The sequence below is a fragment of the Bifidobacterium sp. KRGSERBCFTRI genome (genome assembly GCF_025908335.1).
This window is the reverse complement of record NZ_CP109653.1, coordinates 3,120,758-3,136,360: the sequence shown is the minus strand read 5'-3', so window position 1 is coordinate 3,136,360 and position 15,603 is coordinate 3,120,758. Positions and strand designations below refer to the sequence as shown.

8 protein-coding genes are annotated in these 15,603 nt (G+C 61.7%); 4 read left to right on the top strand and 4 right to left on the bottom strand.

Annotated elements, in window-relative coordinates; genetic code table 11:
* Nucleotides 1–166 precede the first annotated feature (166 nt).
* Nucleotides 167–910, bottom strand: coding sequence for an endonuclease III (gene nth / locus OGI63_RS13265; protein ID WP_004219134.1), 744 nt, complete (start codon nucleotides 908–910; stop codon nucleotides 167–169).
* Between the two features lie 79 nt (nucleotides 911–989).
* Entirely contained in the window at nucleotides 990–1,739 is a 750-nt protein-coding gene (locus OGI63_RS13260; protein ID WP_004219138.1) for a DNA-binding response regulator, read from the bottom strand.
* Nucleotides 1,740–2,049: 310 nt separating this feature from the next.
* Between OGI63_RS13260 and OGI63_RS13255 the strand changes: the two genes are divergently transcribed.
* Nucleotides 2,050–2,898 (top strand): hypothetical protein, encoded by an 849-nt coding sequence (locus tag OGI63_RS13255; RefSeq protein WP_004219139.1) that lies wholly within the window; start codon nucleotides 2,050–2,052, stop codon nucleotides 2,896–2,898.
* Nucleotides 2,899–2,996: 98 nt separating this feature from the next.
* Here OGI63_RS13255 and OGI63_RS13250 read toward each other — a convergent pair whose 3' ends face one another.
* On the bottom strand, nucleotides 2,997–3,506 hold the full coding sequence (locus OGI63_RS13250) for an inorganic diphosphatase (protein ID WP_004219140.1): 510 nt from the start codon (nucleotides 3,504–3,506) through the stop codon (nucleotides 2,997–2,999).
* Nucleotides 3,507–3,625: 119 nt separating this feature from the next.
* Nucleotides 3,626–5,821, bottom strand: a complete 2,196-nt coding sequence (locus OGI63_RS13245) for a maltotransferase domain-containing protein (protein ID WP_004219141.1) — start codon at nucleotides 5,819–5,821, stop codon at nucleotides 3,626–3,628.
* 348 nt (nucleotides 5,822–6,169) lie between these two features.
* Here OGI63_RS13245 and OGI63_RS13240 point away from each other — a divergent pair, with 348 nt between their 5' ends.
* The 3 genes from OGI63_RS13240 to OGI63_RS13230 all read left to right on the top strand — a co-directional run bounded on the left by OGI63_RS13240 (nucleotide 6,170) and on the right by OGI63_RS13230 (nucleotide 15,451).
* Nucleotides 6,170–8,245, top strand: a complete 2,076-nt coding sequence (locus OGI63_RS13240) for a hypothetical protein (protein ID WP_004219142.1) — start codon at nucleotides 6,170–6,172, stop codon at nucleotides 8,243–8,245.
* A gap of 91 nt (nucleotides 8,246–8,336) precedes the next feature.
* A complete protein-coding gene (locus tag OGI63_RS13235) occupies nucleotides 8,337–13,595 on the top strand; it encodes a VaFE repeat-containing surface-anchored protein (RefSeq protein WP_004219143.1) in 5,259 nt (1,752 codons plus the stop codon).
* 197 nt (nucleotides 13,596–13,792) lie between these two features.
* Nucleotides 13,793–15,451 carry a chloride channel protein gene (locus tag OGI63_RS13230; RefSeq protein ID WP_004219145.1) on the top strand — a complete coding sequence of 553 codons (1,659 nt, stop codon included), beginning with the start codon at nucleotides 13,793–13,795 and terminating at the stop codon, nucleotides 15,449–15,451.
* Nucleotides 15,452–15,603: the final 152 nt, after the last annotated feature.

Sequence of the window (15,603 nt, the reverse complement as noted above, 5' to 3'; positions counted from 1 at the left end):
AGGGACGGATTTGCATGGGTATCTGTCCCCTTTTACGCAGCTGGATCCGCGGTGGATTCGTGCTGGCTTTGCGTGCTGGCTTTGCGGGCTGGATTCGCGCGTTGGCTTCGCACGCTGGAGTCGTAGCTGTCTTCGCGTGTTGAATTCGCGTGCTGGACACGCCCGGTCACTTGGCGGTTTTGCGCGAACGCGGCTTCCTGGGGGCGCGCCGCGTGGCGCGCGCCTTGCGCTCGGCGGCGATTTCGAGGAACTCGCCGGCGCTCGGGCAGGTGGGCAGCAGTGGGCAGTTCTCGCATTCGGGACTGCGGCTCGTGCAGATGTTGCGGCCGAAGATGATGAGCCGGTGCGACAGGTCGGTCCATTCGCTTTCGGGGAAGCAGCCGGTGATCTCCTGCTCGATGCGTTCGGGGGTCGTGCTCGTCTTCATCCAGTCATCACGCCAATGCAGGCGCCCGGTCACACGGATCACATGGGTGTCTACGGGGAATCCGGGAACGCGGAACGCGTTGCCAAGCACGACGTTCGCGGTTTTGCGGCCCACGCCGGGCAGCGACGTGAGCTCCTCCATTGTCTGCGGTATCTGCCCGCCGAATCGTTCCACAATCTGCCGTGCCACGGCAATGATGTGCTCGGCCTTCACATGGTAGAAGCCAAGCGGGCGAATAATGCTCTCGACGTCCTCCAAGCGGGCGTCGGCGAGCGCCGCGGCGGTGGGGTAGGTGCCGAAGAGCTCCGGCGTGATCGAATTGACGCGCTTGTCGGTGGTCTGTGCGCTCAGAATCGTCGCGACCAGCAGCTCAAAGGGCGTATGGAAATCCAGCTGGCATTTCACCGTCGGAATGAACTCGCACAGGGTCTCATACTGCCTGTGCATGCGTGTGATGCGCGCTTTCCTGCTTTCACCGGCCATACCGCTCCCGCAATCCTCGACTGTTAGGTTCCATGCGAATTCGCACGTCCCTAAGGGTAGGGTAACCGGAAGAGGGGAATTATTCGTCCGCCGAGGTAGGTGAGCCCATCTCGGCAGCTTCACGGGCGGTGTTGTTCGCAGATTCCTCTTCGGGCGGGTCGAAGCGGTAGCCGACGTTGCGCACGGTGCCGATCAGATGTTCGTATTCGCCGCCGAGCTTTGCACGCAGGCGCCGCACATGCACGTCGACGGTGCGCGTGCCGCCGTAGTAGTCATAACCCCAAACCTCCTGCAGCAGCTGCGCTCGCGTGAACACGCGACCGGGGTGCTGGACGAGGTATTTGAGCAGCTCGAACTCCTTGTATGCCAAGTCGATGGGCACGCCGCGCAGATTCGCGGTGTAGCCGTTCGTATCCACCACAAGGTCGCCGGAGCGGATGAGTCCGTCCTCGTCCTCCGGGCCGGAATTCGCCAGTGCATTCGGCATCACGTTATACGTGGCCACGCGTTCGGTGACCAGACGCAGACGCCCTTCGACCTCGGCCGGCGATGCGGTGTTCACGATCACGTCGCTCACCCCCCATTCGCCGTTGACCACGGTGAAGCCGCCCTCGGTGAGAATGAGCACGATCGGCGTCGACAGACCCGAGGCGTGCAGCAGCCTGCACAGTGTTTTCGCGGAGGCCAGGTCGTCGCGTGCGTCGAGCAGCAGAATCGTGTTCTCGGGCATGCGCACCAGACTCGAGGCGTCCATAGGCAATACGCGCACACGGTGGGAGAGCAGGGTGAGCGACGGCAGCACGGTGGTTGGATCCGTGGAAAACGTCATCAAAGTCAAATCCGTCACGTTCCCGATCCTCTCCTGTTGGGTTCCATGCTTGTGTAACAGCGATGTGCGCATGGTGTGTGCAAGCACGTTTTGCTGTCAGTGTAGCGGAAGCGACGAAAAAACCCTGCGACCATTTCGCGATGAGAAACCGAAAATGGGACGTCGTGCCGGACGCGCGCCCATCGCGACGGGCGACGAGTGCGGCTGCTGGGCCGATTTGTGGGCGGGAATGGCCCCATATTACACTGTTTCTTGGTGTGACCGCCTGCGTGGATGTATGCGTGTGACGGTGGAGATATGAAGGTGAGAGATGAGTGAGACACAACATGGTAACGACGCCCGCAATGCCGCGGCGGACGGCGAACTGACCGCGGATTCCACCCTGACCGCGCAGATGGCCCCGGATTACCGCCCTGTGGCGCCGGTGGCTCCGTTCTCGCGGTCCGTATGGTTGCAGATTGCACTCTACGTGGTGCTCGTCGCGCTCGCATGCATTCCCGGCAGCAATGCCGTCTCGTCGGTCATGTTCTCGCTGACCGGCTTTGTAGTGGGTGTCATGATCATGCTGTTTGCGTTCTTCACGCCGCTGCGCGACGGAATTCCCGGCCGTGTCACCGGTGTGATTCTCGGATTGCTCGGTATGATCTTCGCCTCCACGCCCATGCTTGGCGAGTTCGTGTTCGGCTCGATGGGTTCGCCCTCCCGCCCGCAATTGGGTTCGCCGGGTACGTTGGCGGTGTGCGCATGGTTCGCCGGCGTGGGCGCGTTGCTCGTCGTGCTCGTGGTCGTCGCGTTCGGCAGGCAGATGGCTCGCCTCGACCGCAGCCACTTGATTGTGCAGTTGTCGCATATGGTGATGGACGGCGCATGCACGGTGCTGTGCAGCGGATGGTGCTTCCTGCCGATGCTCATGCAGGGCTTCGGCGAAAGCAAGGCGGAGAGCGCGAATGGCGAATTGTGGGTGTGGATTGCCGGTGTGGTGGCCATTGTGGTGTTCGCCGTCGGTCTTGGATTCATGGATCGCGTATGGTATCGCGATTCGCGGCCGCTCGAGGGCGCGCAGGCTCCTTGGGTGGGCTTCGCGTTGATACCGGTGATGCTCACCGGTGGTCTGGTCGCGCTCGCCACGCTGGTCGTGCAGCTCACGCTCACGGTGTGAGATCGCAGACGGCCGCAGACGCCTGCAGCATGTGAATGGCGATGGGGGCCGGTCCATATGGACCGGCCCCCATCGCCATTCACATGCGCGTCTGGATTTCAGAGCGTGATGTCTTCGTTCTTGGACTTGGCGAGACGCTCCTTGGCTTCCTTGATTTCCTTCTCGGCGGTCTCGACGTCGGCGAAGAAGTCCCCGGGCATGACCTCCTTGCCCGGCTCGAGAGCCTTGTACTGCTCGAAGAAGTGCTTGATCTCCGCCTTGTGGAACTTGGAGACGTCGTCGATGTTCTTGATGTTGTCATAACGGACGTCGTCCGGAACGCACAGCACCTTGTCGTCGCCGCCTTCCTCGTCGACCATGTGGTACAGGCCGACGGCGCGGCACTTGACCACGCAGCCCGGGAACACAGAGTCGGTGAGCATCACCAGCGCGTCGAGCGGGTCGCCGTCTTCGCCCAGCGTGCCGTCGATATAGCCGTAGTCATCCGGGTAGCCCATCGCCGTGAACAGCGTGCGGTCGAGGAACACGCGGCCGGAGGCCTGGTCCACTTCGTACTTGTTCTTGGAACCGCGTGGGATCTCCACGACGACATTGAAGGTTTCTGCCATGGTATTTCTCCTTTGCATGGACTTGTGCTAACGAACAACACAATACCCGCACATGCACACGGGGGCCGTTCGTCGCGAGTTGCATGCGGCGAACGGCCCCCGTGTGCTCAGCGGTGCTCTCAGTCGAGCGGCTGTTCCCCGGTCTCTACGTGGAACACATGCGCCACATCCGCCCAGGGTGCCAGCGAGACGAAGTTGTCCCAGCTCCAGTCGTACTCACGGCCGGTGAGCTGGTCCTTCACGCGGTACGGGTGCTCGGTGGGCAGCCCGAGTGCTTTGGCATCGACGTGGATCGACGACTGCTGCTCGTTGTATGGGTCGAGATTGACCACAACGATGAGCGTGTCGGTGCGTCCGTCTTTGGTGAAGCGGCCTTCCGTCTGCCGTGCGAAGGCGATGATGTTCTCGTTGGCGGACGGCAGGATCGTCAGATTGTGGTAGCTCGTGGTGGCCGCATGCTTCGAGCGGATCTCGTTGAGCGAGGTGAGCAGTTTGGAGATGCCGATTCTGTTCGCCGCGGACCAGTCGCGGACCTTGATCTCGAACTTCTCGTTCGACGACTGCTCCTCGGCATCGGCGCGCTGCCGGTTCTCGATAAGCTCATAGCCGTTGTAGATGCCCCAGCTGGGGGAGCCGAGGGCCGCGAGCACGGCGCGGATGGCGTGTGCCGCCACACCGCCGTCGCGCACATAGGCGGTGAGGATGTCGGGGGTGGTGGGCCAGAACGTGTTGTGCTGGTAGTAGCCGCCCTTGCCGTTGGTCTCCTGCAGGAACTCCTCGAGCTGCGGCTTCGTGTTGCGCCACGGGAAATAGCAGTGGGACTGCGTGAAACCGGCGTAGCTCAGCGCGCGCACCATGGCCGGGCGCGTGAAGGCCTCGGCGAGGAACAGCACCTCTGGGTGCTTCTTCGTCACGGCTGCGATCACGTCCTGCCAGAAGCGCACCGGCTTGGTGTGAGGGTTGTCGACGCGGAAGATGGTTACGCCCGCGTCGATCCACAGGTTCATGATGCGTTCGACCTCACGCTCGATACCCTCGAGATCGTTGTCGAAGTCGATCGGATAGATGTCCTGGTATTTCTTCGGCGGGTTCTCGGCGTAGGCGATCGAACCGTCCGGCTTGGTGCGGAACCAGTTCGGATGCTCCTTCACCCACGGGTGGTCCGGTGAGCACTGCAAGGCGAAGTCGAGCGCCACTTCGAGGTTCAGCTCGTGGGCGCGCTGGCAGAACGCCTTGAAGTCATCCATCGTGCCGAGCAGTGGGTCGACGGTGTCGTGTCCACCGAGTTCGCTGCCAATGCCGAACGGCGAGCCTGGGTCGTCCGGGCCCGCATTGAGGGCACCGTCGGGGCCCTTGCGGTTCGTCACGCCGATCGGGAAGATCGGAGGCAGGTACACGATGTTGAAGCCCTCCGCCTTGGCTCGTTCCAGTCCGCTGACGGCCGTGTGGAAGTTGCCCTGCACCTTTTTGCCGTTGTCGTCGAGGTAGGCGCCCTCGGAACGCGGGAAGAACTGGTACCAGGCGCTGAAGCTCGACTTCGGGCGTTCCACGTGGAACACATGGTCACCACTTGAGGTGAGACCGTCGCGCAGCGGATTCGTCTCATGCAGTGCCTCGATGTCGGCGTTGTCGGCGAAGGTGAGCCGGCTTTTGGCGTCGAGCGACGTGTCCATCATCGATTTCGCTGCCTCGCGCAACGTCTTGCGCTGCTCGGCGTTGAGATTCGCGTCACGGGTGGAGGCCCAGCGGGTGAGCAGCTCGGATCCGCTGGTCAGGGTGTTCTCCACGTCGGAAAGTACATCCACCTTGATGCGGGCGTCATGCAACCATGCCCCGTAGGTGTCTTCCCAACCTTCGATGGCCACGCGCCAGTTGCCCAGCTGCTTCTTCACCTCTGCGAATTCGGCATCCCACGGGTTCAGCGTGGAATGCTCGCCAGCCTGCAGCTTCGCCGTGTACAGGTCGAGGCCTGCGTTCTCCACGGTCATCGGGACCCGTGCCATGATGCGGCCGCGTGGATTCTTCAGCACGGCGGTCGCTCCGACCTTCGTGCGCCCCTCCATGAACACCTGGGCGGAAACGGTGAACTGCTCCCCGATCTCGACTCGGGCAGCGTAGACGTCGTCTTCGACGGACGGTTGGCAGTTCAGGATGTTGACGCGTCCGAACTGGCCCGGCTCCTTGATGGCGATCGGCATGGCCGGTGCCTCGGCTATGAATGTGGCCTGCTTGGACGCGCGTGGCTTGCGCGTGCGCGTCGTTTTCTTCGCCGCCGGTTTCCCGGCGGCCTCTGTCTCATTGTGTTGTGCTTCCATACCTGTCATTGTATGGAGTTTTTCGCGGCTGAGGTTGCGAGCCTGTACAAACGGTGGAAATTCCTTACCAATAGTCCACATTGTGGATGCATTTCCGGTCGGAAGGCCGCAGGCCTCTTCGTTCCCGCATGAATTCAATGCGGGATGGACAAAGTTCGTGCCGTTGTCGCATAGGCGTTGTGGATTGTGAATAGTGGCGCGGTTATCCACAATCGACTGAAACGCCGTCCTCCGTCCACAATGCCCCGTCCGGCTATGCACGCCGACCTGACTGTGTGAATCTGACAGCACATAATCTGCCAACACAATACGGGAAGGACGGTTGGAATGAACAGATCGGCAAGACATATGCGGGTCGTGGTGGTGCGGCTGCTCGCCATGCTGGCGGCCGTATGCGCGATTGTCGGCATACGGGGTGCGACTCGTGCCAATGCGTACACAGGGGAGAAACTCACCGTGGCCAGCGCCTCAGACTACCAAAGCTACTTCGATGGCGGCCGAATCTATTTCTTCGGAATGATCGGATATGACGGCCAGCAGAGACGGTACTACTGCATGGATCAATCGCAGGAGACGAACTACACGCTCGGCGTCACCAAACCGATGCCGGACACGTTGGTGACGCGCCTGGTGGGCGAGATGCTCAACCGACACCAACGCGAACACAACGTCGACGATCTGCAGGCGGCGTTGGCGTTCATCGTGCACGATGCATTCGACACAAGCCAGGGAGATGCCGGTTGGCCGCATGCGAGAGGGATTCTCGAAAGCCAATACCCGAACATACTCGCCAAGGCGCGCGAGCTCTATGAGGAGGTGCGTCCGGTCGTGCCGCAGTCCATTGCGACCCGAGTCGAGTACACCGACGGCAAACGCGCGGGAAACATCGTGCTCGAGATTCTCGACGACGAGGGCACGCCCACCACGAACACGGAGTATTCGGTGAGTCTGGAGGGCGATGCCGTGTTCGCGAACGGTGCGAGAACGCGAATCGGGCGCACCAACGGCAAGACCCTCCGCTTCGCATGGAAGGCGAGCGGCGAAGGAGCTGTGCGCGTCCATGCGCAGATGCAGGTGCCGGCGGTGGAGATGGCCGTGAGCTCCCAGAACCTGTTGCGCGTGGCTGCGGCCAAGACGGTGGAAGCGGCCGGGACGGCATTCGACACGGTCACCGTGTTCTCGCCGACGTTGGTCACCCAGACCACGCCGAAATCCACAGATCCCGGGTCTGCGGTGACCGATGACGTGACCATGCGACTCGACGGTGACGACAACTACTGGCCTGCCGATTCCGCAGTGGAGGCGAGCGGGTGGTACTTCACCGGCCTGCGCGGGGAGAACTTGGACTCGGTCATACGCCCGGATTCCGGCGAACCGGCACGGGAATTCCTAGGCAGACTGAAACGGCTCGGATTCGAACCCGCCGCATACGGCAACGCGACGTTCACCCATGACGGGCAGCATAGGCAGGTGCAGGCCGTCAGCGAGGAGAACGGGACGGAGCCGTACCGAGCACATGACGGCGACGCCTACGGCACATGGGTGTGGGCGGTGGAACGGCAACGGCAACCATCCGCCGTGCAACAGGTGATGACTCATGATTGGGTGAGCGGGTTCATGGAGCCGGCGGAGACCAATGTGACCCGCACGCCTGTGCAGGTGCGGTCACAGGCCGGTGAACACAGTGCACACGTGGGCGCCATGCTGACCGACGTGATCGAAGTGAGCGGATTCCCCCATGACCACGGTGAGTTCGGAGGCAACGAACAGTACGGGCTGGCTGCCGACGAACCGTACGCCCAGGTAAGCATGTGGTGGGCGGGCGACGGCAATGGCGGTGACGACGAACCGTACCGGCCGCAAGGCGAGGCCGAGCCGGAGGAAGACGGACACCACACGCTGATCGGCAGCTGGGACGTGCCCGCGCGCAACGGCATCGTGAGATTCGGCGGCGGCCAGATCGATGCGCATGGCGATGCGGTCACGGTGCAAGCCGCCCGTCCTGGGTGGTATGTGTTCGTCTGGAAATTCAAGGGTGACGCCCGTGCGATGCCGCAGCAGAGCGCCTACGGCGACAGCTGGGAGTGCGTCCGCGTGGTACGTGGGAGCGTCCATGCCGAACCGGCTGCAGACGGGTTGCCCGCAGACGAGCGAAAAACCGCTGACCTCAGTGCTTCCCCGACGCAACAGGGAGTGCGAACAGACCCCGCCAAGAGCGTCACACGGCAGCCCGCACCTATTCGACTGGCGAGAACAGGCGTGAGCATGGGCGGCGTCGCCCTGATGGGCGTAGTGATTGTGACCGCCATCGCCATGCTACTGGTCGCGCATCGTCGACATGCGATGTCACTGCGACGGGAAGACGGTGAACACAACGCGGCGACCGCAGGCGCCGACGAACACATGGAAACAGGAAAGGAATAGGAGGAATCTCATGCGAAAGCACAATGGCGTGCGATTGGATGGCGGGCACAGCGCGCTCGCGGTATTGGCGAGGAGGGCGGCTTCGGCCTGCATGGCCGTGGCAACAGTGGTCGGTGTGGTGGAGGCGGCACCCGCGTGGGCCGAAGAATCCGCTGAATTCCCGCAAACCATGCATTTCGCCGTCTCCATGGCCAATATGAATTTGAGCGAGAACGATCTGCCGGCGTTCCGCTACGGTTTCTCCGGGTTCCGGGAGGCGAATCCGACCGTGCCGGTGTACACGAACAGTCAATTCGAAGAGGCGCAGGCGTACTTCCGAGGCAATGCCGCCTATTGCATGGACGTCGACAAAGGGGCTCCGGGCGACCATTGGGGCGACGCGCGGAATACGGTGACGGTGGCCGAGCCGGTCACGGGGTACCACATGTTCAAATACACCACCCGTCCCAGCACGGTGGAATACCACAAGGCAGGTGCTCCGCAGACCGGTGCCGTGGCGTGGATCGCGGCGAAGGGGTACCCGAACGTGGAAAGTCAGAGCGTGTTCGCCAAGAACCTCGACGACGTCGACGCACGTTCCGTGACGCAGCTGGCAATATGGATCGCCTCCGGTCAGGTGCGTGTGGAAGGTGGAGAGGACTCATCGAAGGCCACGAAGGCGGTATCGGTGGCAAATCCGGGGCATCAGGTGGCTGGGGCCGGCTATTCGAGCGGCGGCCAGCAGAATTTCGCCCCCTACACGATGATCGGTCTGGCGTGGCTTCTGGCGCAGAAGGCCCTCAATGCCGAGGATCGCGACGAATACGAGGCCGTGTTCTATGAGCCGGTCGGAACCGCAGGCACCCTGCAACGCATGCTGTATGCGCGTAGGGTGCCGAAGAAAGCGCACCCGCGGACGGTGACGATGCGTAAGGTCGCGACGAATGCCGCATACACCACCGCCAATGAGGCATACGATATGACCGGTGCCGAGTATGCATTGCGCCGGAATGGGACGCTGGTGCATACCTTCAGCACCGATGCCGAAGGCAGGGCGACCTCGAGCGTCGATGTGATGCCCGGCACCTATACGTTGCAGGAAATGCAGGCGCCACGAAGAGGCTACATGCTGAATTCCAAGGTCAAAACCGTGGAGATTGCTGAAGGATCAGGCACGCAGACCATCACGATGGATGGCGAACATGCCGAATTGCCGCTGACCTCCATTGATGACCTTCACGTGCGCAAAGTCATAGCCAACGCCGGCTCGCCGGGCTCCCTCGAAGGTGATGTGGCGTCGTTAGAGGGGGTGCGTTTCCGGGTGGAGTGGTTCGGCATGGTGGCCACCGATGCAGCCGCCCTTGAGGGCAAACACCCCCAAGCGAATGCCATATGGCGAACCGACTCCAATGGCGTTGCGCGGTTGCATGAGAAGCCGGATGAGGGCACATGGCCCTACACGGATTCAGCGGGCCGCACCATGTTTCCTCTGGGAACCGTGCGCATCACCGAGCTCAACGCACCTCAAGGGCTGGTGCGTGCCGCTTCGGCACAACACCCGGGCAGTGTATTCACCCTCACCGACGGCGGCGACCACAAGGTGATGCGCACTACACTGAACCCGTGGAACAACGGCTCGGGCGGCAACGACGCGACCACGATCGCATTCCCGAATGAAACGGTCAAAGGCGGCGTCGAGGTGGTCAAGACCGATGATGACCTGCATGGTTCCCAGCCACAGGGCGATGCGTCGCTCGACGGCACGGTGTATGAGATCGTCAACAAATCCATGGCGCCGGTTCATGTGGGCGGCAGGGAGATTCCCCGCGATGCCGTGGTGGCGACCATAGCCACCAAGACGGTGCAGGGGAACAGTGTGGCTGCAACGGAGACGAGACTCCTGCCATACGGCACCTATCAGATTCGCGAACGCAGTGCTGCGGCCGGTTACCACCGGGCTGGGTTCGACAAGACCTTCCGGATTCGCGAAGACAACATGATCGTGCGGTACACGCTCGACGCCAATGGCGTCGACGCGAACATGGCCACGATCCGCGGAGTGGGTGCGAATGCCAACGATGTGCAGCGCGGTGGGCTCCAATTGCTCAAAGTGGATCGTGAGACGGGGTTGGCGACCCCATTGGGTGCGGCTTCGTTGAACGGCACCGGTTTCGAGGTGATCAACCGCAGTGCCAATGCGGTTGTCGTGAACAATCGCACCTATAAGTCCGGCGACGTGGTGCGAACATTGTCTGCCTCCTACGGAGACATAGTCGACTCCGATGGGAAGCCAACGGGGAGCAAGGGCATCGTGGCGAGAACCGCCATAGACGAATTGCCCTACGGAACCTATGAGGTGCGTGAGACCGTTGCCTCGGCAGGGTATTTGCGCGATGCATCCGCGCGCGCATGGTCAAAGCGCTTCACCATAGGCCATGATGGAGGTGATGCGTCAACCGGAGCCTATGAGGCCAATGGCAACCCGCATCGGTATGCCTCATTGGCGCATGTATCGGGTGCAGGTTCCGCGTCCAACCAAGTGCAGCGCGCGGATTTCCACTTCATCAAGAAAAGCGCCGACACCATGGAGCGCATGGGGCCGATCGCCTGGCGACTCACCTCGAAGACGACCGGGGAAAGCCATGTGATTGTTTCCGACAAGAACGGCGAACTCCATACGAAATCATGCGACGGCAGGTTCAATGACTCCGGGACCGGCACCACCGGATGTCGACCGCACAGCAGGAACACGAACGCCAACGACCCGGACGCTGTGAACGCAAACGGGGCGGTTGGCAAGGATTCTCAAGGGAATCCGGTGGTGAAGGATGCGTCGAAACTCGATGCCGAGGCCGGCATATGGTTCACCGGCATCGGGCCGAGATCAGGAGGCCAGTCGGTGCAGTGGACCTCCGCGACCTCCTATGAGGTGACGCGCGATGGTGCGAAGCGTGCTGTACAGGTGAACGATGCATTGCGCGCATTGCCCTATGACGACTATGAACTCGTCGAACTCCCCACACCCGGCGCGAACGACGGGCATCGCATGCTTTCGGTGACCCTCACCGCCAAGGAATTCAGCAGGAACGGCGACGGTTCGTTGAACCCGGACGGCAACGGCGTGGACATGGACTACGGAACACTGGGCAATGTGGCGATGGGCATGACCACACGGCTTGCATACTTCGGTGCAGGTGCCGATGCCTTTGGCGATGACGGCAATGCCGGTGACAAGCTCGCGCCTGCCATCGGAACGCTATCGGTGGTCGATTCGGCTGAATACTGGGGCGTGACGGCAGGAACGTACACCGATTCGGGCGAGCTCTACGTGATCGAGAACGGCAGGATTTCAGGCGAGGCTGTGGCGAAGGCCACGAAGCAGTTGAAGGTTGGCAATCCCCATGGCGGCACTTCCAAGCTCACTTTCACCATCGACCATGCCGAACGACTTGCCGGCAAGACGGTAGTGGCGTTCCGCACGATTCGCAATGCCGACGGCACGTCGTTGCTGGAGCACCGCGACGCCGCCGATGCCGAGCAGCAACTGCGCTTCCCGCAGATCCATACGAATGCTGCGGCCGACATCGACGACGAAGCCAATGCGAGCGCACAATCCGTGACAATCACTGACGCGGTGTCCTATGCGAATCTCGTTGCCGGGAAGCCCTACACGCTGAAGGCAACGCTCCACTACCGCACGTTCGGCGACACGGGTGTGGTGAGTGACGGGGGAGTGGTGCACGACCGACACGGCAAGGAGGTGACCGCCGAGCTGCCATTCGCACCTAGCCAATCCGACGGAACGGTTGACGTGACCTTCCTGTTCGAACCGCCCGAAGACCTTGCCGGCAAGACGGTAGTGGCCTTCGAAAGCCTGCAGCATAACGGCGTGGACTTCGCGGCTCACGCCGACATCGCCGATGAGCGGCAGGACGTGCGTTTCCCTGCCATCGCGACATCGGCCTCGGATGCCTTTGACGGTGACTCGTTGCTGCCGATCACGAATGGCGTGGTGAAGGATGTGGTGGAGTACCGCAACCTCAGTCCAGGGCATGATTACGAGTTGGTTTCGACCATTCATGCGAAGGTCGTGGGTGATGACGGCACCGTTTCCGACATGGGCGCGCTCACCGACGGTGACGGGAACACGCTGACGGTGACGACGACATTCACCCCCGGGCAGGCGGATGGCACCGTCGATGTGGAGTTCCCGTTGGACGTTGGGCATCTGCGGTTGGAAGGCAAGCGATGCGTGATGTTCGAGACCCTGCTGCGCGACCATACGATGCTCGCCGAGCACGCCGACATCAACGACGAGCATCAGGAGGTGCAGATCGCGAGCATAGGCACGCAGTTGACGACCGAGGGCGGCGCCCACGAATTGCAGGTGACTTCGGCGGTCTCGCAGGCGCAACTGGACGCACAGCTGGGAATACAGGTGCGCGAAAGCGACGATGACGTATCACAGGTGGAAGTGGTGCTCACCGACACAGTGGCCTATGCCAATCTGCTGGCAGATATGCCGTATCGGATGGATGGCGAACTGCATTTGCGCGGTTTCGACAATGCCGGCCATGCCCGTGATGCCGGTGTGCTCAAAGACCATGCCGGCAATACGGTGGTCGCCTCTGTCGAATTCACGCCGAAACGGTCCAACGGCACGGCGAGGCTCGAATTCAGATTCACCGTGCTGAAACGGGATCTGCACAATGTTGTGTTGGTCGCCTACGAGCGACTGTACTCCAATCCGATGCAGGACGCGCAACAGCTGACGGCCGAGCATGCCGACATAGCAGATGAGGGCCAGACCGTGCGCATCATCGATATCGGCACGCAGGCCCGCGACGCCCGGTCTGGTACGCATTCCGGAACGCTGGACTCCCGAATCTCACAGGTGGATACGGTCGCCTTCACCGGATTGACCGTAGGCAAAGAATATGAGGTGCGGGGAGAACTGCACATACGAGATGCCAATGGCGAGGATGGCGGTGTGCTCAGGAACAAGGACGGCCAGCCGGTGACTGCATTCGCCAGATTCACTGCAGCCAAGCCAACTGGGACCGCCGAGTTGAGGTTTGACGCCGAACTCGGCAACGTGTCAGGCGAAGTGCAGACTGTGGCATTCGAACGGCTGATGGTTGAGGGCAAACAGGTGGCCATGCATGCCGACATCGACGATGCGGGGCAGACGGTGATCTATCCCAAGCCGCCGGAACCGCAGAGACCGCGGGGCAACGCAGGTTCGGGCACGTCGGTCGCGGCGACAGGTGTCATAGCCGACGTGTTCCTTGCCTTTGCCGTCATCACTGGCGCGCTTGGCCTCATGGTGCTCACCGGATTGCTCATAGCACGCAGGAACCGGAATCTGTAGGTAGGCTCGTTGAATGACACCCTTTGTGGAGTCGACGGAATGCGTGAGTCGCGGAGTCCATTCGGCGCGGGCACCGGTTGGCGTTCGGTGCGCCGGGCTGAATTCGCGAACTGCGCATTCCGTTGTGCGCGCGTCGGGCGCCTGCAAAAATGGAGACGAATCAGGCGCAGCACAGAGCAGAACGGAGGGGCGCAGGCATGACCAGCGAGCAATCGCCCCACAATGGCAATGCGGCCGGACCTCCTGAGCCCTTGACGCAGGAGGGAAACGGCCTGTCGGGACGCGTGAAGGGCAGTGCGGCACGGTTCGATTGGCGGGAATCATTCAAGCATTTGCTGTTCGCCGTGGTGTGTGGCGTGGCCGGAGGTTTCGGGTCGATTCTGCTCTGCCTGTTCGTCGATGCCATGCGTAGTGTCTTCGTGCGCAACACCTGGCTGATCTGGCTGCTGCCGGTGGCCGGATTGCTCGAGTTGCTCCTCTACAAGATGTTCCGCATCCCGCTGGGGGAGACCACCGAATCGGTGATTGCGCGCATGAGGCACGGTCGGACGGTGCGAGGATTGCTGGCGCCGGGCATCTTTCTCACCACTGGCATGTCGATTCTGGCTGGCGGCTCCGTTGGCAAGGAGGCTGGAGCGCTTCAGATGGGCGCGAGTCTGGGAGCCACCATTGCCAAACCGTTTAAGTTGCACGATGTGCTGCGGGTTCAGGAAGGCGCAGCCGAGGACCGTAGTATGCACTCCTATGCCGCTTCCATGGGCATGGCCGCCACCTTCTCGGCATTGTTCTTTGCTCCGCTCGGTTCCTGCATGCTGGTATTGGAGTTCATGCGCTTCAGCGAGCTGAGGTATGTGGCGTCGATGCTCATCGGTTGCTTCGTCGCCTACTTCATTGCACGCCATTTCGGCATCGGCGATCTGATTTGCACGGTGCCGATTCCCGAATTCACCTGGCGTGCCGTGGGCATCTGCCTTGTCATAGGTGTCGCCTGTGCGGTGGCCGGCTCCATCTTCGCGCTGTGCATCCGCCTGCTACAGAACACGACGATGCAGATTGTGCGCAACTATTATCTGTGGGTGGTTGTCGGTGGTCTGATCATGGCCACGTTGGTCTCCGTGTTCGGGTGGTGGAGGCTCACCGGTTCGGGCGGCGAAATGCTCAACCACATGCTTGCACAGCCCAATGTGTCGTGGGATTTCGCAATCAAGGGGTTGCTCACCTTCATCTGCCTCGGTTTCTGGTTCAAAGGCGGTGAGATCATGCCGTCGTTGTGCATAGGTGGCCTCCTGGGAGGCGCGTGTTTCGCCATGACCGGCTCGAGCCCGCAGATGGGTGTGGCGGTTGGCGCTTTGTGTTTCCTAGCAGCATTCAACCGCTGCCCGGTGAGCGCGTTTCTGTTGGGATGTGAGATCTTTGGGTGGGGCATGGCACCATTTCTGGCCGTGGGTGTGGCGGTTTCGTTCATGTTCGGCTATCCGGCGGGCATGTATGGGGCGAGCATCGATCTGCTCATGACCTCCGGCTGGCGCAAGTTCGTATTGCGACAGCATAGGCGTGCCATGGAGAATGCCGCCAATCACGATCCCGATCTGTTCGATTATGTGCTGAGCGCCACCACCGCGTTCAAGAAGGCCACCGATCGCACACGGGTGTTCGCCGATCCTTGGATCGCCGAACATCAGCGCGAACATGAGGAACACATGCAGGAGCGTATGGAACGTGAGGAGAAGCGGCGTGCGGATGTGCGCAGGGCGCAGCGCGCGCCTGCGAAGCCGCATCATCCTGAGGCACCGACGCGCCCTGCGCAGTCTGCAAATGCAAACGGTACGCAAGAGCGGGAGCCGAAGACGAAGTAGTCGGTTCGAGTTCCGTGTGTGCCATACGTTGTCTGCAGGTTTGTCAATAGGCAATTCACGGACGTCTGTCAGATGTGATCCGAGCAATTGCCGCGACAAGCGTAAAGCTCGAATAAATGTACGCTGAGCGCTTTTCTGCCGAGACGGCACGA